Origin of the sequence: Acetobacter indonesiensis, from assembly GCF_000963945.1 — a bacterium.
Taxonomy (GTDB): Bacteria; Pseudomonadota; Alphaproteobacteria; order Acetobacterales; family Acetobacteraceae; genus Acetobacter; species Acetobacter indonesiensis.
In genome coordinates this window covers 200,806-221,348 of sequence record NZ_BAMW01000030.1, presented here as the reverse complement: position 1 = coordinate 221,348, position 20,543 = coordinate 200,806, and the positions used below count along the sequence as shown (strand labels likewise).

Annotated in this window: 16 protein-coding genes, 1 tRNA gene and 1 riboswitch; of the genes, 3 read left to right on the top strand and 14 right to left on the bottom strand. The window is 55.8% G+C overall.

Going from position 1 to position 20,543, the window contains the following annotated elements; genetic code table 11:
- Positions 1-10 precede the first annotated feature (10 nt).
- The 6 genes from gcvP to Abin_RS09665 form a co-directional block, all read right to left on the bottom strand.
- Positions 11-2,929 (bottom strand): aminomethyl-transferring glycine dehydrogenase, encoded by a 2,919-nt coding sequence (gene gcvP, locus Abin_RS09690; RefSeq protein ID WP_048846315.1) that lies wholly within the window; start codon positions 2,927-2,929, stop codon positions 11-13.
- A gap of 35 nt (positions 2,930-2,964) precedes the next feature.
- Positions 2,965-3,330: a glycine cleavage system protein GcvH gene (gene gcvH, locus Abin_RS09685; protein WP_048846312.1), complete on the bottom strand. Its 366-nt coding sequence runs from the start codon at positions 3,328-3,330 to the stop codon at positions 2,965-2,967.
- Positions 3,331-3,380: 50 nt separating this feature from the next.
- On the bottom strand, positions 3,381-4,514 hold the full coding sequence (gene gcvT / locus Abin_RS09680) for a glycine cleavage system aminomethyltransferase GcvT (protein WP_048846310.1): 1,134 nt from the start codon (positions 4,512-4,514) through the stop codon (positions 3,381-3,383).
- A gap of 174 nt (positions 4,515-4,688) precedes the next feature.
- Positions 4,689-4,778, bottom strand: a riboswitch (glycine riboswitch).
- A 77-nt stretch (positions 4,779-4,855) separates the two neighbouring features.
- Positions 4,856-5,728: a polyamine aminopropyltransferase gene (speE, locus tag Abin_RS09675; protein WP_048846308.1), complete on the bottom strand. Its 873-nt coding sequence runs from the start codon at positions 5,726-5,728 to the stop codon at positions 4,856-4,858.
- Positions 5,729-5,828: 100 nt separating this feature from the next.
- Entirely contained in the window at positions 5,829-6,293 is a 465-nt protein-coding gene (speD, locus tag Abin_RS09670) for an adenosylmethionine decarboxylase (RefSeq protein ID WP_048846398.1), read from the bottom strand.
- A 155-nt stretch (positions 6,294-6,448) separates the two neighbouring features.
- Entirely contained in the window at positions 6,449-8,887 is a 2,439-nt protein-coding gene (locus tag Abin_RS09665) for a tetratricopeptide repeat protein (protein ID WP_048846306.1), read from the bottom strand.
- A 231-nt stretch (positions 8,888-9,118) separates the two neighbouring features.
- On the opposite strand from Abin_RS09665, the gene Abin_RS09660 reads away from it, so the two are divergent.
- Together Abin_RS09660 and Abin_RS09655 are read left to right on the top strand one after the other, a co-directional pair.
- Entirely contained in the window at positions 9,119-9,289 is a 171-nt protein-coding gene (locus Abin_RS09660) for a hypothetical protein (protein WP_158319908.1), read from the top strand.
- Positions 9,290-9,428: 139 nt separating this feature from the next.
- A complete protein-coding gene (locus Abin_RS09655; protein ID WP_048846304.1) occupies positions 9,429-10,349 on the top strand; it encodes a LysR family transcriptional regulator in 921 nt (306 codons plus the stop codon).
- Between the two features lie 263 nt (positions 10,350-10,612).
- Here Abin_RS09655 and Abin_RS09650 read toward each other — a convergent pair.
- The 4 genes from Abin_RS09650 to gyrA all read right to left on the bottom strand — a co-directional run bounded on the left by Abin_RS09650 (position 10,613) and on the right by gyrA (position 14,825).
- A tRNA-Lys gene (locus tag Abin_RS09650) sits at positions 10,613-10,688 on the bottom strand.
- 276 nt (positions 10,689-10,964) lie between these two features.
- Positions 10,965-11,459: a peptidylprolyl isomerase gene (locus Abin_RS09645; RefSeq protein WP_048846302.1), complete on the bottom strand. Its 495-nt coding sequence runs from the start codon at positions 11,457-11,459 to the stop codon at positions 10,965-10,967.
- Positions 11,460-11,505: 46 nt separating this feature from the next.
- On the bottom strand, positions 11,506-12,042 hold the full coding sequence (gene coaD / locus Abin_RS09640) for a pantetheine-phosphate adenylyltransferase (protein ID WP_048846300.1): 537 nt from the start codon (positions 12,040-12,042) through the stop codon (positions 11,506-11,508).
- Entirely contained in the window at positions 12,039-14,825 is a 2,787-nt protein-coding gene (gene gyrA, locus Abin_RS09635) for a DNA gyrase subunit A (RefSeq protein WP_048846299.1), read from the bottom strand. The genes coaD and gyrA overlap by 4 nt, the downstream gene beginning before the upstream one ends.
- 269 nt (positions 14,826-15,094) lie before the next feature.
- Between gyrA and Abin_RS09630 the strand changes: the two genes are divergently transcribed.
- A complete protein-coding gene (locus Abin_RS09630; protein ID WP_048846297.1) occupies positions 15,095-15,280 on the top strand; it encodes a YqaE/Pmp3 family membrane protein in 186 nt (61 codons plus the stop codon).
- 97 nt (positions 15,281-15,377) lie between these two features.
- Here the strand turns inward: Abin_RS09630 and Abin_RS09625 are convergent, their stop codons facing one another.
- From Abin_RS09625 to truB, 4 genes are all read right to left on the bottom strand, one after another.
- Positions 15,378-16,796 (bottom strand): NAD(P)H-dependent flavin oxidoreductase, encoded by a 1,419-nt coding sequence (locus tag Abin_RS09625; RefSeq protein ID WP_048846296.1) that lies wholly within the window; start codon positions 16,794-16,796, stop codon positions 15,378-15,380.
- 57 nt (positions 16,797-16,853) lie between these two features.
- Positions 16,854-19,013, bottom strand: coding sequence for a polyribonucleotide nucleotidyltransferase (gene pnp / locus Abin_RS09620; RefSeq protein WP_048846294.1), 2,160 nt, complete (start codon positions 19,011-19,013; stop codon positions 16,854-16,856).
- 292 nt (positions 19,014-19,305) lie between these two features.
- A complete protein-coding gene (gene rpsO / locus Abin_RS09615) occupies positions 19,306-19,575 on the bottom strand; it encodes a 30S ribosomal protein S15 (protein ID WP_048846292.1) in 270 nt (89 codons plus the stop codon).
- A gap of 27 nt (positions 19,576-19,602) precedes the next feature.
- Positions 19,603-20,517, bottom strand: a complete 915-nt coding sequence (gene truB / locus Abin_RS09610; RefSeq protein WP_048846290.1) for a tRNA pseudouridine(55) synthase TruB — start codon at positions 20,515-20,517, stop codon at positions 19,603-19,605.
- Between the last annotated feature and the right edge of the window lie 26 nt (positions 20,518-20,543).

The window sequence follows — 20,543 nt, the reverse complement described above, 5'->3', positions numbered from 1 at the left end:
AGAGCCGCGCTTATTCCATCCATTCCGAAATATCGGGGCAGGAACAAACCAAGTTGCGGTCACCATGCGCATTATCAATGCGTCCAACGGGCGGCCAATATTTGCTGGAACGACTTACCCCCGGTGGGAAGCACGCTTCCTGACGGGTATAGGCATGGCTCCATGGATCTGCCGTTACATCGCCCGCAGTATGAGGCGCGTAGCGAAGGGGAGACTGTTCAGCCGTCAGTTTACCGTCTTCAATTGCTTTCACTTCGGCCCGGATGGCCAGCATGGCGTCACAGAAACGATCAAGCTCGGCTTTGCCTTCTGATTCAGTCGGTTCAATCATGAACGTGCCTGCAACAGGGAAGCTGACAGTCGGCGCATGAAAGCCGTAATCAACCAGACGCTTGGCCATGTCATCAACCGTAACACCTGCGCTGTCTTTCAATGGGCGCAGGTCAAGAATGCATTCATGCGCCACACGCCCTTTGCCACCGCGATACAGAACCGGGTAGGCATCAACCAGACGGCTGACAATATAGTTAGCATTCAGAATAGCCACCTGCGTTGCCCGCTTCAGCCCTTCATCCCCCATCAGGCGGATATACGCCCATGAGATTGGCAGAATGGACGCAGACCCAAAAGGTGCTGCGCTAACGGCCAAAGCTGTGTCTGCCGCTGCCGGGTTTCCGGGCAGGAAGGGGGCCAGATGCGCCTTCACGCCGATAGGCCCCATACCTGGGCCACCACCGCCATGCGGAATGCAGAACGTCTTGTGTAGATTGAAATGGCTGACATCCCCACCATAATCACCGGGGCGCGCAAGACCAACCTGTGCGTTCATATTCGCGCCATCCACGTACACCTGCCCGCCAGCTTCGTGCACCAGATCACAGATTTCACGCATGCTTTCTTCAAACACGCCGTGGGTGGAGGGATAGGTAATCATCACAGCGGAAAGATCAGCCGCGTGGGCTTTTACTTTCGCCTGCATGTCGGCCAGATCGATATTGCCACCTGCATCACATTTAACCACCACAACCTTCATGCCTGCCATCTGCGCAGAGGCTGGGTTAGTGCCGTGAGCAGAGGCCGGGATCAGACAGACTGTGCGATTCGCATCACCCCGCGCCTGATGATAAGCGCTGATAGCCAGCAGACCTGCATATTCTCCCTGTGCACCAGAATTGGGCTGGAAAGACACGGCATCATACCCGCTGATAGCGCAAAGCCAGCTTTCAAGGTCCGCAAACAGGGCTTGATAGCCCCGCGTCTGATCGGCTGGGGCAAAGGGATGGATATCGCAGAAACCGGGCCACGTGATGGGAATCATCTCGACCGTAGCGTTCAGCTTCATGGTACAGGAACCAAGTGGAATCATGGTGCGATCAAGCGCCAGATCCTTGTCTGCCAGACGGCGCAGATAACGCAGCATATCCGTCTCTGATCGGCAGGAGCTAAACACCGGCTGTGTCAGAAAAGCAGAATGACGGGACAAATCAGCCGGAATGGTGGAAGCAGCAGGGGCAAGCGCCTGCGCCATTTTATCCACCCGACCTTGCTCCGCACAGAAAGCGGACCACACGGCCACCACCGTCTGTGGCGTAGACGTTTCATCCAGACTGATACCAATGCGACCGTTCCCGGCATCCCGCAGATTGAGGCCAGCAGACCGGGCCCGTGCCAGAATATCCTGTGCGCCGGCTCCTATTTGCGCGGTGATGGTATCAAAAAACTGTTCTGTTTCGACCGTAACACCCAGCGCCTTCAGACCCGCAGCCAGCGTCGCTGCCAGGCCATGTACGCGACGACCGATGGCGCGTAGCCCCTCCGGCCCATGATAGACAGCGTACATCCCAGCGATGACCGCCAGCAGCACCTGAGCAGTACAGATGTTCGACGTCGCTTTTTCGCGGCGGATATGCTGTTCACGCGTTTGCAGCGCCAACCGGTAGGCAGAGCGACCCTGACTATCGATAGAAACACCCACAAGCCGGCCCGGCATGTTGCGCTTCCACGCATCACGCGTTGCCATATAGGCTGCGTGGGGGCCACCAAAGCCCATGGGAACGCCAAAGCGTTGTGTGGTGCCGATGGCAATATCAGCCCCAAGTTCACCGGGGGATGTCAGCAGGGTAAGCGCCAGAAGATCGGCCGCCATAATGGCAATACCACCGGCCGCATGCAGGGCCTCAATCGCCTGACGTGGGTTTTTGACAGCCCCAGAAGTGCCCGGATACTGGAAGATGGCCCCAAACACGTGTTCTGCAACCAGATCAGTTTCGGGCGCGCCAACCACCAGCGTGATGCCCAAAGGCTCTGCTCGTGTTTTCAACACGGCAATGGTCTGCGGCAGACAGTCAGCATCGACAAAAAATGACGTGGCTTTTGATTTTGCAACACGGTGCGCCATCGCCATGGCCTCGGCCGCTGCCGTTGCTTCATCCAGCAGGGACGCGTTGGCAATATCCAGCCCGGTCAGTTCGGTAATCATGGTCTGGAAATTCAGCAGGGCTTCAAGCCGCCCCTGACTGATTTCAGGCTGGTACGGCGTATAAGCCGTGTACCAGGCTGGATTTTCCAGAATATTTCGCTGAATGACACCGGGCAGGATTGTGCCGTAATAGCCCTGCCCTATCAGCGATGTCATAACCTGATTCTGGCTGGCCAGCTTGCGTAGGTGCGCCAGAACAGCAACCTCGCTCCACCCTTTGCCAATCCCCATTTGGGCTGCCGCGCGGATAGCAGCAGGCAGGGTTTCCTGCATCAGGTCATCCAGAGAGGACACACCGACTGTTTTCAGCATAATGGCCAGATCATCCGCCGTGGGGCCGATATGGCGCGGCACGAATGTATCGGCCTCCGGTTGCAAGTCTGCAAACGCAGGCAGGGTATCAGCAGAACAGCCGGAGGAACGGTCAGAACCAGAAGCAAGCGAAAACATGCGGTGTATCCTGATGGAAACGGAAGAAGAAAAAATCAGGCGATGAACGCTGCGTAGGCGTCAGCATCCATCAGGGATGCAAGCTGATCCGGGTTGGTGATGCGGAACTTCAGAATCCAGCCTTCCCCTTCCGGGTCAGAGCTAACGCGGGCCGGGTCGTCCGTCAGGGTTGCGTTGCCTTCAAGCACTTCACCATCAACCGGCGCATAGATGTCTGATGCCGCCTTGACCGATTCAACAACTGCTACGGAATCACCTGCCGTCACTTCCGTTCCGGCGTCACGCACTTCAACAAAAACCAGTTCGCCCAGTTCTTCGGCGGCGTGTTTTGTAATCCCGACAACGGCGGAGTCTCCGTCAACGCGCAGCCATTCATGTTCTTTGGTGAAATAAAGTGTCATATCTGGGTATCCCTTGAAAAAACTGATGTTATGGAAACAGGAAAATAGACTTACCGCTTAAACCGCGACGACACGAACGGCAGCGCGGCCACCACAGCAGGCACCGCACGGCCACGCAGTTCAGCAAAAACCGGGCTACCGGCATCAGCATGGGCCGTGGCCACATACCCCATGGCCACTGGGCCTTCGACCGTTGGGCCAAAGGCACCGGATGTCACTTTGCCAATACCGTCTTCAAATGCGGCATCACCATATAAGGGCGCCCCCCCACGCACAGGCGCACGGCCTTCCGGCTTCAGGCCGACACGGCGACGGGTCACGCCATTTTCAAGCTGAGACAGGATAATGTCCGCCCCTGGAAACCCGCCTTCACGGGCGCCCCCTTTACGGCGCGATTTTTGAATGGACCATTCAAGGGCGGCTTCAACCGGTGTCGTGGTTTCATCAATATCCGCCCCGTACAGGCACATACCGGCTTCCAGCCGCAGGCTGTCACGCGCCCCCAGACCGATAGGCTTCACATTGGGCTGTGCCATCAATTTGCGCGCAACGCGCGAAGCATCAAGAGCAGGGACGGAAATTTCAAAACCATCCTCACCCGTATAGCCGGACCGGGAAATGACACAGCTTGCGCCGTCAACATCCAGTGCCCGGACATCCATAAAGGCCATGGTTTTAACGTCTGGCACTAAAGCAGCCAAAGCCTGCTCGGCCTCTGGCCCCTGAATGGCCAGCAAAGCGCGTTCTTCAAGCGGCTCGACAAGACATTCTGCCAGTTCATCTTGCAACAGCGCGATGTCAGCAGCCTTGCATGCTGCGTTGACAACCAGCAGCAGGGTGTCATCCAGCCGTGCCACCATCAGGTCATCCAGAATACCGCCCTGGGGGTTGGTGAACTGCGTGTAGCGCTGACGGCCATTCTTAATGGCGACGATATCAGCTGGCACCAGACGCTCAAGCGCTTTGGCAGCGACTTCAACACTCCCTGACCGGGCCCGAACCTTGACCTGCCCCATATGAGAGACATCAAACAGCCCCGCATGCGTCCGCACATGCCGATGCTCGGCCATGATGCCATCCGCGTAATTCAACGGCATGGCATAGCCAGCAAACGGCACCATTTTGCCGCCAGCGTCTTCATGCAACGTAAATAAGGGAGTGTGAAGGAGAGTATCTGTGCTCATGCACGCAGCCTTCCGTAAAAAGACTGGGGCACCTTTGCAGATTTAAAAAGCGATAACCGGCAAAAAGACAATGTTCAGGGCCCCGGACCAGAGAATATCCGTCTGCCCCTTCTGTATTTTTGCCTGAGATCGCTATCCCGTCGGCGGACGCATGAAGCGTCTCTCTCCAGAAGTTTACTGCGTAGGGTCCTTTTGCCTGAGAGTTTCCGGGGCGGTTGCTCCTTCGGCGCTGGCAGCGTGCCAGTCTCTCCCACTACGCAGTAAAAGTCGTGACATCATTGCGTTACCAAGTCAATCACGCTTGTTCTGTCTGTCTTCTTTTTCAGCTTTGCCAGCTGATATTACACATCAGCCGTGGGCAGATGCTTGGCAATATAAGGCGGCAAATTAAACGACCCCACATGGATTTCTGGCGTCCAGTACTGCGTATTTTCTAAAATACCAGCCTGCTGGGCACGCGCGCGAACTGCCTGAACATCCTGCCCGACGGGGCTTTTGCCCTTGGCTGCAATACCCAGCGTCATGAAACCACCCACATAGGTGGGAACAGCTGCCACATAGGCAGAGACATGCGGGAAGAATTTTGCACGCCGTTCGCTTGTTTCACGCAGTTCATCAGCCTGCATGAATGGCACGCCGCACTGATTCACAATCAGCCCTTCAGACGTCAGAATCCGTGCGCAATGCTGGTAGAAGGAGTCCGTAAACAGCACCTCACCCACGCCAATCGGGTCGGTGCTATCGACAATAATCACGTCAAAGGAAGCGTCAGCCGCCTTGGCAACGTAATCAATCCCGTCACCCACAATCACTTCTGCGCGCGGGTTTGTCCAAGCATCCACTGCAATAGCTGGCAGATGCTGTTTGGAAAGTTCAATGACTGCACCGTCAATTTCTACCATGACGGCTTTTTCAACACCCGGATGTTCCAGAACCCGGCGTAGCACCCCACCATCGCCCGCGCCAATAATCAGCACGTTGCGTGGTGCGCCATGCGTAAACAGCGGCACGTGCGTCAGCATTTCCTGATAAACAAATTCATCACGCTCGGTAATCTGCACGACACCATCAAGCATGAGAACACGGCCGTGAGAGTCACTTTCAAAAACAACAATATCCTGAAAGGGGCTTTTTGTCCGCGCCAGTTCCTTCGTGACACGGAAGCGCTGGCCCCAGTTGTCATAAAGGGTTTCTTCAATCCATTGATCAGTCATGATTTTTAAAATTCCGAACGAACGGCAGGGTCAGGGCATGAACCACTTCTGGTTACACCCTGACCCTGCCGGAAAATAACAGTATGAACGAAGGCAGGCCTTAGACGGCCACACGCCCACGGCGCTGCTCATCCACCTCAAGACGCTGGGCCTGAAACAGGCGCTGCATCACAGGGATGGCAAGGTTCGGATCACATGCGCCGCACATGAAAATATCCACAGCCGCGAAGTTGCGTTCTGGCCATGTGTGGATGGAGATATGGCTTTCAGCCAGCACAACCACGCCAGAAACACCCCCATTGGGTGTAAAATGGTGAAAATGGCTATGCAGGATTGTCGCCCCGGCAGCCAAAGCGGCTTCACATAATGTCCGGTCTATTTTTTCCGGATCATCCAGATTTGTGGCATCCCACAAATCAACCAGCAGGTGTGTCCCTGCAAATTTTTCGCCGTCTTTTTCGACGAAATAGTCTTTCCGATCATCATCAGATGCGATCGAAACGGAAGATGCCTGGTTATTGCTCGGGAGTTCCGAGACCATCCCCAGTTGAGCAAGTGCGTTCATTGACGTACCCCCAAACCAGTAGACAGCCTGTTGGGCGAAATCGCCCCCTTGGGCCAAGAGCGCGTGTAACTACGGCCTCTATTCCTGTATTACAAGCATTATCTTAGTGTAAAAACAGGTTTTTTTGGGCCCAAAAATTCAGGAACTGAACCAAATCAAGGTGATGCGGGTTTATGGCCCACCTGTTGTAACTGAATTGTAATCAGTTCATCCCGTTCACGGCCCAGCGTGCGCCCTCCCAGCCATGCTTTCAGCCTTTGCAACGTGCCTGCGTCATGCGCTGCGGTTACATCTCCTGCCAGACGAAACGCCAGAGCCCGCTGAGATTCGGTCAAGGCTCCCTGCTCCGGCAAAGCGCGACTGGCCAACCTGCCCACAACCAGAACGGCATCCGCCCATTTATGATCTGCTTCGTACAGCTGACCGCGCAGATCAAGCCCGGCATCTGATTCGTCATGTGCCAACAGAGCCAATGCCTTGTCTGTATCGCCTTGCGCCTGCGCAACACGCGCGGCGTCATAGGCGCGTCTGGCAGCCAGATCATCCGGCATAAGGGGGGAAGCTGCCTGATCAATCGCATGTTGAGCAACGGACAGATGATGCGCTTTCATGGCGGCCTGCGCCAGAAGTTCTGACGCTTCCGCCCGTGCAAGCGGGGCTGCCAGCATAATGTCAGCCTGTTTGAAAGCCGTTACCGCGGCATCCGGCTGCTCTGCCGTCAGAAGAAGCCGACCATACCCCACCAATACTTTCGCTTTTTCCGCTCCATCGGGCAGGCGCGGCAGTATCTGGGCTACCAGCGCCAGACGTTGCGGCACGCTTAATTCTTCTTCCCCGCCTGATTGTGCAGGCCCATTGTTATGCGGTGCACCAAAGACCAGTCTGTATGCTGCTGCACGGTATACGTCAGCCAAACTATCTTCTGGCGTTTCAGGCCCCGGCTGCAAAGACGCCAAAATAGCAAGAGCAGCCCGAGGCTCTCCATTCTGGGTTAATGCCTGTGCCAACCCCAGAAGGGTCAACGCCTTTACCCCCGCAGGCAAAGGGCCCGTTGCGCCGTCATTTTTCAGCAGCTTGCGATACGCCGCGACAGCCATATCCGGGGCAATCAGATCAGCATCACGCATCACGCGAACAATATCCGTGCGCGCATAAGCCGCTGTCTGAAGATTGTCTGCTGCTGTCATATTTTCCAGAGCAATACGGGCTGTTTCCAGTTTCCCGTCACGCACCTGAAGCAGGGCGCGTACCAGATCGTAGTCGGAACCATCAGGAAGATCACCCACCGCACGCACGGCATCCAGACTACCATAGCGTGCAATGAAGGCCGCCATTGGCGGTAAAATACGATCCCTGATTGAGGCAGGGTATTGCTTTGCCTGCACCATAGCGGACGCCAGCACAGTGGCTGTTATCTGACTGTTTTGCCCTGCATACAGACCGTACACCCCTTGCCAGAGCCGCAATTCAGGATCACGCCCCCAATCTGGTTCGTTCAAAATGCTGGCTGACTTCATATCCCCCGCCAACAAAGACGAGGCTGCATACAGAAAAGCCACCTGCTGGCGCTGGGAAACAGCAAAAAACGCTGATGTTGTTGCCTGATTCTGTTCCGAGTGAGTTGAAACAGAAATCAGGCTCCCCAGAACAGAAACGGCTTGTTGAAAGGCACCAGACGCAAACGCTGCCTGTGCCGCCTTCAGACTGGCAGCGTCTTTTTGGCGTGGCCCGGCTTTTGCCAACGCTGCAAAAGCTGCATCGCACTGTTTTTTAAGACTTTCGGCTGTGTCCTTACTCAACCCAAGCCACAACCAGTCTTTTCCCTGTGTCCAGTCAGAACCCGTAGAGGCAAATGGCAGCCCCACAGGCAGAGGATGCACGGCAACAGCCCGCAAGATGGCACCTTCTGTGCTTGCCTGAAGGTGCATCTGGTCGGAATCGGCTTCAACCACCAGACCTTCCAACGTGGCCCGCAGGGAATAGCCCACGTTGTGTTGGACAGGTGCCCACCCTCCGGTTGGAAGGCGGGATGTGGCAATTAACAGACGGGCGCCAGATGCGGGGTCAGGCAACGACACAACATGCCCGGGCTGACGAAGCGAGAAAAGCACAAAACCTGGTTCAGAACGCTGTGTAAGCTGGTTTTGCTGTACGGAACGCGATGCTGACCCAGTCCCGCCTGAAACCACGGTCAGGAGCCAGCCGTCTTTGTCGTGTCCCAACGACAAGGTTGGATGCCGGGGCAGATGCAGGCGCACCAATGTAGCGTGATCAAGCACTGTGACATCCAGCGAGGAAAACACACCATGCCCACCAAAAGCCCGCGTCAAAGCTGGAACAGGTTTATCGGCCACTATGATAAAATCTGGCCCGGACCAGAACGCAGCCACCCCAGTCTGGCTATCGAAGGGCAGAGAAAGCGCTGTCTGCGGCACGGCGGCGTCCTGCTGCGTTAGCTCATCCTGCTGCACGGCAGAAACCGGGGCACGCTGAAGCCCATCAACCCCCTGCGCTCTGGCAGCAGGCAAACTTGCAGAAATCTGGGCCAGCATAAGAAACCCTGCTGCCTGATAGATGCCGGTACGTCCCGTCACGGGGTTTCTGCCTCTCCCTGCCTGCTTACGCCATGTTCCGCAATGTGCTGCCATGCGCTGGCTGATCTGTCTTCGCACTGTTCGAAACGTCTGACAAAGGAAAACACCCGGCCTTCCTCACCCGGAACGATCAGACATCTTGGTGCGTTCACTGCCATCATACGGCCCTATAGCTGCCGTGATGCACATTATACTCCTTCTTTCACGCATGACGTTGATCTGGAGAGTTCAATGAGGAAGCGCTTTCATCTGGGTCTGATCTTGCTCACGCTGCCTCTGGCGCTGACAGGATGCTACGCTGGCCCATACCACCATCACCACCGGGACGATTATTATCGTCATGGACGGCATGACCACGGCTATTACAATGACTACCGTGGACGACCACCCGGCTGGCGATAATGTTCTAAACGAACTGCCATAAACGCCAGTCCCCTCAAAATGAGACCTGCATCAACAAATGCTCCTTACGTCATGACTGTGCTAGACTGAAATAACAGGCCCTTAAGGGCGAGTTTTCAGATAGTATGACGTGGGTTTTATGCTCGACCGCATTACAAGCATGCAGGTTTTTGTGAAAGTTGTCGCCACCGGCAGTTTTACCGCTGCCGGACGGGCGCTGTGTCTTTCACAAACGATGGTGACAAAGCACATTACTGCACTTGAAACGCGATTGGGTGTCACGCTGTTTCACCGCAGCACACGCCGGTTATCGCTAACAGAAGCAGGACGACTGTTTCTGGAAGGATGCCAAAAAATTCTGGCCGACCTTGAAGATGTAGAACAGACCGTCACGGAACAGCGGCGCGAACCACGCGGGCGGTTAAGGCTGAATGCGCCGGTTTCTTTCGCAATACGCTATGTTGCGCCTATCCTGCCCGAATTCAGCAGGCGCTATCCGCTGGTGACCGTTGAACTCGGCCTGAATGACCGAGCGGTTGATCTGATAGAGGAGGGCTGGGATCTTACCCTTCGTATCCGCCATATGGCCCCAAGCAGCCTGAGAAGCCGCAAGCTGGCGTCCATTCGCTGCGTAGTCTGCGCTGCCCCTGCCTATTTACAGCAGGCCGGTGTGCCAAAAACAATTGAGGACCTAAGCCACCACCAGTGCCTTGGGTATACGCTGGGAGAACCCGGTGCGCCCAATCGCTGGCATTTCGGGTTAAAGGGAGAACGAACGGTTTCTGTTTCCGGGGCCTTATGCGCCAATAATGGCGATGCGTTACGTGAAGCCGCCGTAGCGGGTCAGGGGCTTATTTATCTGCCCGTTTTTGTTGTGGCGAATGAATTGCGGAGTGGGCTGTTACAAACTGTGCCGCTTGATGCCCCCCTGATAGAAGCACCGCCACTGCATGCTGTGTATGCACAGGGACAGACTACACCGCTAAAAGTTCGCGCTATGATTGATTATCTGGCCGAATGTTACAGCCCAGCGGCCCCGTGGGAACAGGATCTTCCATAAGCCGTCAAGGAAGATGCCGTATCTAACCCCTTTTGTTGCGAGGCGAAGAGGGATGAGATGAAGAGTCACCCGCATGTGCCGCGCCAGAAACACACCAGAGATTCGGGCGGTGGGTAACTTTGTGGATAATGGGTACAAATCCCCTTACCCGATTCGCCATCGAATCGTAAAAATCTTTGAAAAACCAAGGATTATGATGACAAGCTATTATTCCACAAAGTCTGTGGAAATAATTCTTGATTAGGGGATAAAAAGAAAAAGGATGGTGAGCCGGGAGGGACTCGAACCCTCGACCATTCGATTAAAAGTCGAATGCTCTACCGACTGAGCTACCGGCTCACGTCATCATGCAACAGGAATACGCTGTCTGTCTGAAACAGATGCGCGCTCTGTTGGGGGGTGTCTAAACGCTTCATTCCCCTTGTGTCAAGCGATGTGATGCGTTTTGCCCCAAGATGCTGTTAAAAATCATCTTTCCGGAGCTTGCAGGGTCACCTGATCCACAACGGCATAACAAAGCCGTCATTCCGTATTTATGCTGAACAATCGGCCAGAAACAAAAAACGCGGCCCTTTGCAGAGCCGCGTTCCATGATGGATTATCAAATCAGAAAAATCAGGCGTTTTCAGCAGAAGCCGGACGCATTTTTGTAATCCGGTCTGGTTCGCGCACCATGCCAGACCCACCGCTGCCGCGTTTGATCTTGTCGATGTTTTCCATGCCTTCAATGACGTCGCCCACAATTGTGTACTGACCATCAAGATGAGGAGACGGTTCGAACATGATGAAGAACTGGCTGTTTGCACTGTCTGGGTCAGACGTACGGGCCATACCCAAGGTACCACGCAGGAACTTGGCTTCACGCGTAAATTCAGCCTTCAGGTCAGGCAGCGGGCTGCCACCTGTGCCGGTGCCGGTCGGGTCACCCGCCTGCGCCATGAAACCAGAAATAACGCGATGAAACGGCACGTTATCGTAAAAACCTTCGGCAGACAGGGTGCGGATGCGTTCGGCAGCCAGCGGCGCAATATCGGGGCGCAGACGAATGACAACGCGGCCCGCAGGCACATCCATGTAAATCAGGTCGTTTTTATCTGTCTCGGTAGACATGATGGTTCTCCTTAATCCTTTCTGGCAACGGCATAGAGTATGGCCATTACCCCGCAGCCCGCGCCTTCAGCCGGGCGAGCAGACGTTCCTGTGTATATGGGGTGACGAACTCTGAAACGACACCACCATAACTGGCAATTTCTTTAACAAGACGGGAAGAAATAAATTGGGTCCGTTCAGATGCCATTAAAAACACGGTTTCGATGGAGGAATCGAGGCGACGATTAACCCCCGACATCTGAATTTCATAGTCAAAGTCAGTCAACACGCGCAGCCCTCTGAAAATCAGGGACGCACCATGCAGCTTTACCGCTTCCACCAGCAGGGAATTGAAAGAAGCCACTTTCAGTTCCCCCCCTGTTCTGGCGGCAATGGCTGGGAGTTCGTTTTCCACACATTCCACCCGCTCGGCCAGAGGCATAAGCGGGTTTTTACCTGGATTTTCTGCCACCCCGATCACCAACCTGTCCACCAGACGGGCGGCGCGTTCAATAACGTCCAGATGGCCGGTGGTGACAGGGTCAAATGTACCAGCATAAAAGCCTACACGCCGGGGTTCCCCGGCGTGTACGCCCTCACTCATGCGCTTTCACCTGACGGTTCGGCTGCACCATCCGTGCTGTCTTCATCCGTCTCATCATCCATGACCGGGAAGACACTGGTGACGTGCTCACCGTCATTCAGGCGGAACAGGGTAACACCACTGGCCTGACGGGCCATGACACGCACCTGATCAACCGGAACACGGATCAGACGGCCAGCATCTGTCACCAGCATGACATCCGTGCCGCTAAGCACGGGCAGAGTTGCTGCGACCTCGGTCCCCCGCTTGTTGGCAGAGAAGGTCATGTTGGTAATACCCTGCCCGCCACGCCCGCTAACGCGGTAATCATACGCGGAAGACCGACGACCAAACCCGCCATCACTGACTACCAGCAGAATTTCTTCTGCGGCTTCAAGTTCAGCAAAGCGTTCCGGTGTCAGCAGTTCGGAAGTAGAGGATGTTTCTTCTTCATCCGTATCCACCACAGATGTTTCTGCGTCATCTTCCCCGTTCTCGGCGGCGTTTTCTGCACGCCGTTTGGCGTTGGCCATCCGCAGATAGGTAGAACGCTCGTCCACAGTCGCCTCAACATGGTTGAGAACGGCAAGACTGATCACCTTGTCCCCATCCGCCAGACGGATACCGCGAACCCCTGAAGACCCACGGCCTGCAAACACACGCAGCGTTTCATCCGTAATCTGGAAACGAATGCAACGGGCCCCACGGGTAGCCAGAAACACATCCTGCCCTTCTCGGCAGGTTGCAACGCCAATCAGGCTATCCCCTTCATCCAGCTTCATGGCAATCAGCCCGGAAGACCGGATGTTGCGGAAGTCGCTCAGACGGTTACGCCGCACACCGCCACTTGCCGTTGCAAAGACGAGGTGGAGGGATTCCCACAGTTCCTCATCCTGCGGCAGCGGCAGAACAGCCGTAATCGTGTCCGAGCCAAGATCGGGCAGCAGATTGACCAGCGCACGCCCTTTAGCGGTCGGACTGGCTTCTGGCAGACGCCAGATTTTTTCGCGATACGCCTTCCCGCCGGAGGAGAAGAACATGACCCACTGGTGCGTATGGGCATTGAATGACCGCACCACGATATCATCCCCACGCGTACCGGCGCCGGTGCGGCCACGGCCGCCACGGTTCTGGGCCCGGAATACGTCAAGAGGTGTGCGTTTGATAAAGCCTTCACGCGTGATGGTGACAACCATCTGCCCGGGTTCAATCAGGCTTTCATCATCCTGATCGCCGGCGTAGTCGGCAATTTCGGTCGCGCGGGGTGTCGCGATTTCTGCACGGGCAAGAACCAGCTCATCCCGCAGCACTTCCATGCGGCGGATATGGCTGCCGATAATTTCAAGCAGTTCATTAATCCGAATGGCAACTTCGGACAGCTCCTGCTGAATTTTTTCGCGTTCAAGACCCGTCAGGCGTTGCAGGCGCAGTTCTAGAATACCGCGTGCCTGTGCTTCTGTCAGACGGACCTTGCCATCAACAATCTGGTTACCCTGATCATGAATCAGTTCCAGCAAGGGCGCGACTTCATCGGCATCCCAGCTTGCTGCCATCAGGGATTCACGGGCCGTTGCAGCATCCGGAGCCGCGCGAATCAGGGCAATAACCGCATCGATATTGGCAACGGCAATAACCAGACCGACCAGAATATGACCGCGGTCACGCGCCTTATTCAGTTCAAAGCGGGCACGACGCAGAATAACTTCTTCACGGAAGGTGATGAAGGCTGACAGAACATCCTTCAGGCCCATCAGACGGGGCTTGCCACCATCCAGCGCCAGCATGTTCACCCCGAACGAGGTCTGAAGCTGCGTGTAGCGATAAAGATGATTCAGCACGACTTCTGGCGTTGCGTCACGCTTGATTTCAATGACCACCCGCATACCGGATCGGTCAGACTCATCGCGGATGTCCGAAATACCTTCAATCTGCTTGTTCCGCACCAGTTCAGCGATGCGTTCCTGCAGGGTGGCTTTGTTGACCTGATACGGAATTTCCGTGATCACAATTGCCTTGCGATCTTTGCGGATTTCCTCAACTTCGGCACGCGCCCGGATAATGACGGCCCCACGCCCAGTCGCGAACGCGCTACGGATACCGGAGCGGCCCAGAATAATGCCGCCTGTCGGGAAATCTGGCCCCGGTACGTGTTCCAGCAGCTCATCAAGGTCCATATCCGGCTTTTCGATCAGCGCCAGCGTGGCATCAATCACTTCACCGGGGTTATGCGGCGGAATGTTGGTGGCCATACCCACGGCAATACCCGTGGCACCGTTAATCAGCAGGTTAGGGAACGCTGCGGGCAGAACCGTTGGTTCCTGCTCGCTTTCGTCATAGTTGGGCTGGAAATCAACCGTATCACGGTCAATGTCGTTCAACAGAAAGGTTGAGGCCTTGGCCAGACGGGCTTCCGTATAACGCATAGCCGCCGGGCTATCGCCATCCACGGATCCGAAGTTCCCCTGCCCGTCAATCAGCTTGACGCGCATGGACCAAGACTGCGCCATACGGACCATGGCATCATAAATCGATGCGTCACCGTGCGGATGGTATTTACCCATCACGTCACCGACTGCACGGGCCGATTTACGATAGGGTTTATCGTGTGTGAAACCACTTTCATGCATGGCGTACAGAATACGCCGATGCACCGGCTTCAACCCGTCACGCACATCTGGCAGCGCACGGCTGACAATCACCGACATCGCGTAAGCGAGGTAGGAGGAGCGCATCTCCTCCTCAATGGTGACAGGCAGAAGGGCTGAAGGTTCCGGCGATCCCGGCTGGTCAGAAATCTCGGTCAAGGTCCATCCGTCTTGTCATGCCGCGCACCTGAAAATGAAACAGGTGCGCCTGAAAACTTAGTATGCGCCAGAATAGCAAAGACAGACCGGATTCCGGCCTGCACAGCCACTGGCGGCGGCTTGTGATCTTCTAGCACACAAAGCCGTATGGACCTAGGGCCACGCATCACCGGCACCACCGCAACCGCCGTCTAACCGGCTGTTTTGCCTTTCTTCCAGCCCCACAGTGCGGCAAGAAAGACCAAAACCGTGTTTGAAAGGATTTTTCCATGCGTCTTCTTCTGGCCCTGCTGCTGCCCTGGCTTCAGTTTTTCACAATCGGACGGCCCTTTGCCGGCATTATTTGTCTGGTGTTGCAGGTCACGGTTATTGGCTGGATTCCCGCAGCCATCTGGTCCGTCTATGCCTTGAGCCAGTATAAAACTGATCAGAAAATTGCCCGGATGGGAAAATAATCATCGGGCATGAAAAAAGGCGCCCAAGGCGCCTTTTTTACATCTTTGGCAAAGACGCTGATAAACAGCGTCTGCCTTTAAACGCCAGAACGCAGGCTCAACGCCCGGTCATGATGCGGTCAACCAACTGACGCACTGTTGGCACAAACCCGTTTGAGTAAAACGGATCAGACCCAAAGCGCCATGCGTTGGTGCCACCAAACATCAGATTGTTGTCCACAACCTCATCGGCTTCCGGGCCGCTGGTGTGCGCAACCGTCTGAAGGGTTTTCTGAATGCAGAAAGACCGCGGGTCAGCCTTATGACCGTTGGTGTAGCTGGGGCCACGCTGGCTCCAGTTAGAGAATTTGCACTCAGACAGGCACCCCATACAGGCCACCTGATCTGCCGTGATTTCACGCGCACGATCGGGTGTGACGAAAATCAGCGTGGAATCAGGGGTGCGCATGGCTTCAGTATAGCCCTGCGCTTCCCAACCACGGATATGCGCCAGATCATCAGCCGTCACAAAGACTTCGCGTTTGCGGGCCCCTACGCCATAGGCGACATCATGCGCACCCAAAGGTTCAGGGGAAAATGCAACTTGCCGTTCTGAACGGCCACGCAGTTCCTGCAAAAAGCTGTTGTTCACGGCCGAGGAGTAGAACCCGGTTGGTGAAAAGCGGTTCAGATACACATCCCCTTTTTTCAGCGTCAGCAGACGCTGCTTCCAGGCATCCGGTACCGGGCTTTCCTTGGTCAGAAGCGGACGCGTGCCGAACTGAAAGACAATTGGACCCAGTTCAGGGTTATCAATCCAGTCTTCCCATTCTTCCAGCCACCAGACACCGCCTGCCATAATGATAGGCGTTTCATCCAGCCCGAAAGACCGCATCAGTTTCCGAAGCGCTGCAACCCGTGGGTATGGATCTTCCGGCTTAAGAGGATCTTCAGTGTTGGAAAGGCCGTTATGCCCCCCAGCCCGCCAAGGATCTTCATACACAACGCCGCCCAGCAGGTCTGATGTCTTGCTGTAGGCACGCTTCCACAACGCATTAAACGCGCGGGCAGAAGACACGATGGGGTAATAGTAAACCCCATATGTTGCCGCAATTTCAGACAGGCGATACGGCATCCCCGCACCACAGGTCAGACCGTGAATAAGGCCTTTGGCCCCTTCAAGCACGCCCGTGATAACCCGTTCAGCCGAGCCCATTTCCCACAGGATGTTGGCATGGATACGTCCCTGCCCACCTGCGGTTTCATGAGCAATCTGTGCCTGGGCAATGCCGCCACGAATGGCGTAATCAACCAGTTCTTCATGCCGTTCCCGCCGGGTACGACCATGATAGATCTGAGGCACGGGATGTCCGGCCTCATCATAACTGTCCGCATTGACAATCGAGACCGTACCGGCCCCGCCTGCTGCGGCCCAAGCTCCCGCTGAAGCGCCCGTGGATACGGAAACACCCTTGCCACCTTCAACCAGTGGCAGGACGTCTACGCCCCCCATGCGAACTGCGTTGATCGCCTTCATTGCTGTCCTATCGTTCTGCTGAATAAGCGCTGATGACAAGCACCCCGTAAGGGATGCTTATTCAGCATCCCGACGTGGTGCGCGCGCAGGCTTGGCACCAACGGTTTCCGTGATGTCTGCCCCGGTTGCCTGATCAACAACGCGCATGGATAGCTTCACTTTACCACGGTCATCAAAACCGATGACCTTGACCTTCACGGCATCGCCCTGCTTCACAACGTCAGTGGTTTTACCCACACGACCCTGAGACAGTTCAGAAATGTGAACCAGACCATCACGCGCACCCAGGAAGTTTACAAACGCGCCGAAATCAGCGGTTTTAACAACCTTACCATCGTAAACGCGGCCAATTTCAGGTTCAGCCACGATCCCGTTGATGCGTTCGATGGCTTTTTGGGCCTGATCGTCAGACATAGCGGCGATGGTGATGGTGCCATCATCCCCGATATCGACCTTCGCACCTGAATATTCAACGATTTCACGAATAACTTTACCGCCTGAACCAATCACATCGCGGATTTTTTCGCGAGGCACCTTCATGGTGGTGATTTTCGGTGCTGTGGAGGACACATCGGTGCGGCCTTCCGTCAGAGCCTTGCTCATTTCACCCAGAATGTGCATGCGGCCATCGCGTGCCTGACCCAGAGCAATCTTCATGATTTCTGGCGTAATGGACGTAATCTTGATGTCCATCTGAAGGGCGGTCACGCCCTGTTCGGTACCAGCAACCTTGAAGTCCATGTCGCCCAGATGATCTTCATCACCCAGAATATCGGACAGAACGGCAAAATCCTTGCCTTCCTTGATCAGACCCATGGCAATACCAGCCACAGGGCGTTTCAGGGGCACACCAGCATCCATCAGCGCCAGTGAACTGCCGCATACGGTTGCCATGGAAGAAGACCCGTTACTTTCCGTAATTTCGGAAACGACACGCAGCGTGTACGGGAAGTCCTTACGGGTAGGCAGCAGCGGATGAATAGCGCGCCATGCCAGCTTGCCATGCCCGATTTCACGACGCCCCGGAGACCCGATGCGACCACATTCCCCAACCGAGAAGGGAGGGAAGTTGTAATGCAGCAGGAAGTTGGTGCGGTATTCGCCTTCAAGCGCGTCAATCACCTGTTCATCCTGTGCGGTGCCCAGCGTGGTCACAACCAGCGCCTGCGTTTCCCCACGGGTAAACAGAGAAGACCCATGCGCGCGTGGCAGGATACCAACTTCAGACACGATGGGACGAACCGTTACCAGATCACGACCGTCAATCCGCAGGCCGGTTTTCAGCACGGCTGAACGCACAACATCGGCTTCAAGGTCTTTCAGCATCGGCTTTGCAGCGTCAACGTCCAGTTCTTCAGCAGCCAGCTTTTCAAGGATGACTTCCTTGGCAGCGCCCACTTTTTCGTAACGGGCCTGCTTGACCTTTTCCTTGTACGCATCAGCAATCAGCTTGCGGCCCACTTTATCAACGCGGGTGCGCAGCTTCTGAGCTTCCTTGGATTCTTCAGGCAGATCCCACGGAGCCTTGGCAGCATGTTCAGCCAGAGAAATAATGGCTTCGATGACAGGCTGGAAGGCATTGTGACCAAAGGTCACAGCTTCAAGCATGATTTCTTCAGACAGTTCAGACGCTTCTGATTCAACCATCAGAACGCCTTCTTCCGTGCCGGCCACGACCAGATCAAGGTCGGTGTCCTTCATCTGCTCAAGCGTTGGGTTCAGAACGAATGCACCGTCCTTATACCCTACGCGAGCAGCAGCAACCGGACCGAAGAACGGAATACCAGACAGCGTCAGCGCAGCCGAGCAACCAATCAGGGCTGCGATGGAAGGGTCATTTTCCATATCGTGCGTCAGCACGGTGGCAATAACCTGCACTTCGTTGCGGAACCCTTCAGGGAACAGCGGACGAATGGGGCGGTCAATCAGACGGGAAACCAGCGTTTCGTTTTCAGACGGACGGCCTTCGCGCTTGAAGAAACCACCCGGGATTTTGCCAGCAGCGTAGGCTTTTTCCTGATAATTGACGGTCAGCGGGAAGAAATCCTGACCAGCCTTGACGTTTTTTGCGCCAACAGCGGTACACAGCACAACGGTTTCACCATAGGTGACAACCACAGCGCCATCAGCCTGACGGGCAATCTTGCCGGTTTCAAGAACCAGCGGGCGGCCAGCCCATTCAATTTCCTTGCGGTAGTAGTTGAATTTAATACTCATACTGTTCTGCTTTCATGACAGAGTGAAAGCCACAGAACAGGCGGGAAGAAACCGAAGGGAGCGGACAGCGCCTCGGACGGCATGGAGACTGGCGGCAACACCACCCGACACCATGTGGTCGGAAACGCCGTGGCCCGCCGGGAATCAGGCTCCCGCGCTCATAGCCTGTGGCGATGATTTTTAGCATCCAGCCTATCTGGCTGACATGCAAGGGTCACCCGGCAACGGGTTTTCCCTGAAAAGACAAAAGGGTGCAGCACCGCTTACGCTCGCCGCACCCTTTTACCGCGTCTTAGCGACGAAGGCCCAGACGGGCGATCAGCGCATCATAGCGGGAAACGCTCTTGCCGCGTAGGTAGTCAAGCAGGCTACGACGACGGCCAACCAGGATCAGCAGACCACGGCGAGAATGGAAATCCTTCGCGTGGGTTTTCAGATGCTCGGTCAGGTTGTTGATACGCTCGGTCAGAATCGCAACCTGAACTTCCGGTGAACCGGTATCGGTGGGGGAAGTCTGGTATTCGCTAATCAGCGCCGTGCGGCGTTCAGCAGTAATCGACATCACATGTCTCCATAAAACAAATCAGGTTCAGAGAATCCGCACAGGGCGCAGCCACCCGTCTTCCAGACGACAGAGCCCCAATACGCGCCCCCCTTCCATGGCCCGGATTGTCTCGCCTTCTTCGGTCTGTGGAATACGTCCCATCAGATCGACAAGGCTCAAAGACTGCCCGTGCAACAAGGAAGCAGCTTCATCAGCGGTCAGGGCCAGCGCCGGGATGTCGGCCAGCGCGGTCGCGACCGGACGCAGCAGCTCCGGTGAGGCATGGGCGTTTTCCTCGTTTGGGGTGATTTTGTCCAGTGTTATTGCATCGGCTTCCGTAAAAGGGCCGACGCGCAGGCGTCTAAGGGCCGTTATATGGCCCACCGTGCCACAGGCCAGCGCAACATCACGCGCCAGCGCCCGCATATAAACGCCCTTGCCGGATTCGACCTCAAAAATGGCCGTGTCTTCATCCACCCGCTCAATCAGCTCAAACCGGTCAACACGGGCGGGGCGTGGGGGCAATTCCGGGGGGCGGCCTTCACGCGCCATATCATAAGACCGCTCGCCCGCAACTTTGAGTGCAGAAAACACGGGCGGCACCTGCATGATGTCACCTGTCAACGCAGGCAGGGCCGCACGCAACTGATCATCCGTGGGGCGAACATCTGAATGGCCGGTCACTTCGCCGTCCGCGTCATCACTGTCCCGCGCTTCGCCCATTTTCAGGGTAAAGCGGTACACCTTGGTGCCATCCATAATATAAGGCACCGTTTTTGTGCCGGTGCCGAAAGCCAACGGCAGAAGACCTGTTGCCAGCGGATCAAGCGTGCCGCCATGCCCCACCTTCTGGGCATCAAACAGCCGTTTGGCACGACCAACAACCTGCGTGGATGTCATGCCCGAAGGTTTGTCGATAACCAGCCAGCCATTCAGCGGCCTGCCACGTCTGCGTCGCATGGGAACTCCCGTTTCAACAGGCGCTC

Bases quoted from the DNA above. Each gene is read 5' to 3' on its own strand.
- Abin_RS09630 (WP_048846297.1), top strand. From the start codon at position 15,095: ATGCGTCTTCTTCTGGCCCTGCTGCTGCCCTGGCTTCAGTTTTTCACA.
- Abin_RS09645 (WP_048846302.1), bottom strand. From the start codon at position 11,459: ATGTCTACCGAGACAGATAAAAACGACCTGATTTACATGGATGTGCCT.
- speE (WP_048846308.1), bottom strand. From the start codon at position 5,728: ATGACTGATCAATGGATTGAAGAAACCCTTTATGACAACTGGGGCCAG.
- gcvT (WP_048846310.1), bottom strand. From the start codon at position 4,514: ATGAGCACAGATACTCTCCTTCACACTCCCTTATTTACGTTGCATGAA.
- Abin_RS09655 (WP_048846304.1), top strand. From the start codon at position 9,429: ATGCTCGACCGCATTACAAGCATGCAGGTTTTTGTGAAAGTTGTCGCC.
- gcvH (WP_048846312.1), bottom strand. From the start codon at position 3,330: ATGACACTTTATTTCACCAAAGAACATGAATGGCTGCGCGTTGACGGA.
- truB (WP_048846290.1), bottom strand. From the start codon at position 20,517: ATGCGACGCAGACGTGGCAGGCCGCTGAATGGCTGGCTGGTTATCGAC.
- coaD (WP_048846300.1), bottom strand. From the start codon at position 12,042: ATGAGTGAGGGCGTACACGCCGGGGAACCCCGGCGTGTAGGCTTTTAT.
- gcvP (WP_048846315.1), bottom strand. From the start codon at position 2,929: ATGTTTTCGCTTGCTTCTGGTTCTGACCGTTCCTCCGGCTGTTCTGCT.
- Abin_RS09660 (WP_158319908.1), top strand. From the start codon at position 9,119: ATGAGGAAGCGCTTTCATCTGGGTCTGATCTTGCTCACGCTGCCTCTG.
- Abin_RS09625 (WP_048846296.1), bottom strand. From the start codon at position 16,796: ATGAAGGCGATCAACGCAGTTCGCATGGGGGGCGTAGACGTCCTGCCA.
- speD (WP_048846398.1), bottom strand. From the start codon at position 6,293: ATGAACGCACTTGCTCAACTGGGGATGGTCTCGGAACTCCCGAGCAAT.
- pnp (WP_048846294.1), bottom strand. From the start codon at position 19,013: ATGAGTATTAAATTCAACTACTACCGCAAGGAAATTGAATGGGCTGGC.
- rpsO (WP_048846292.1), bottom strand. From the start codon at position 19,575: ATGTCGATTACTGCTGAACGCCGCACGGCGCTGATTAGCGAATACCAG.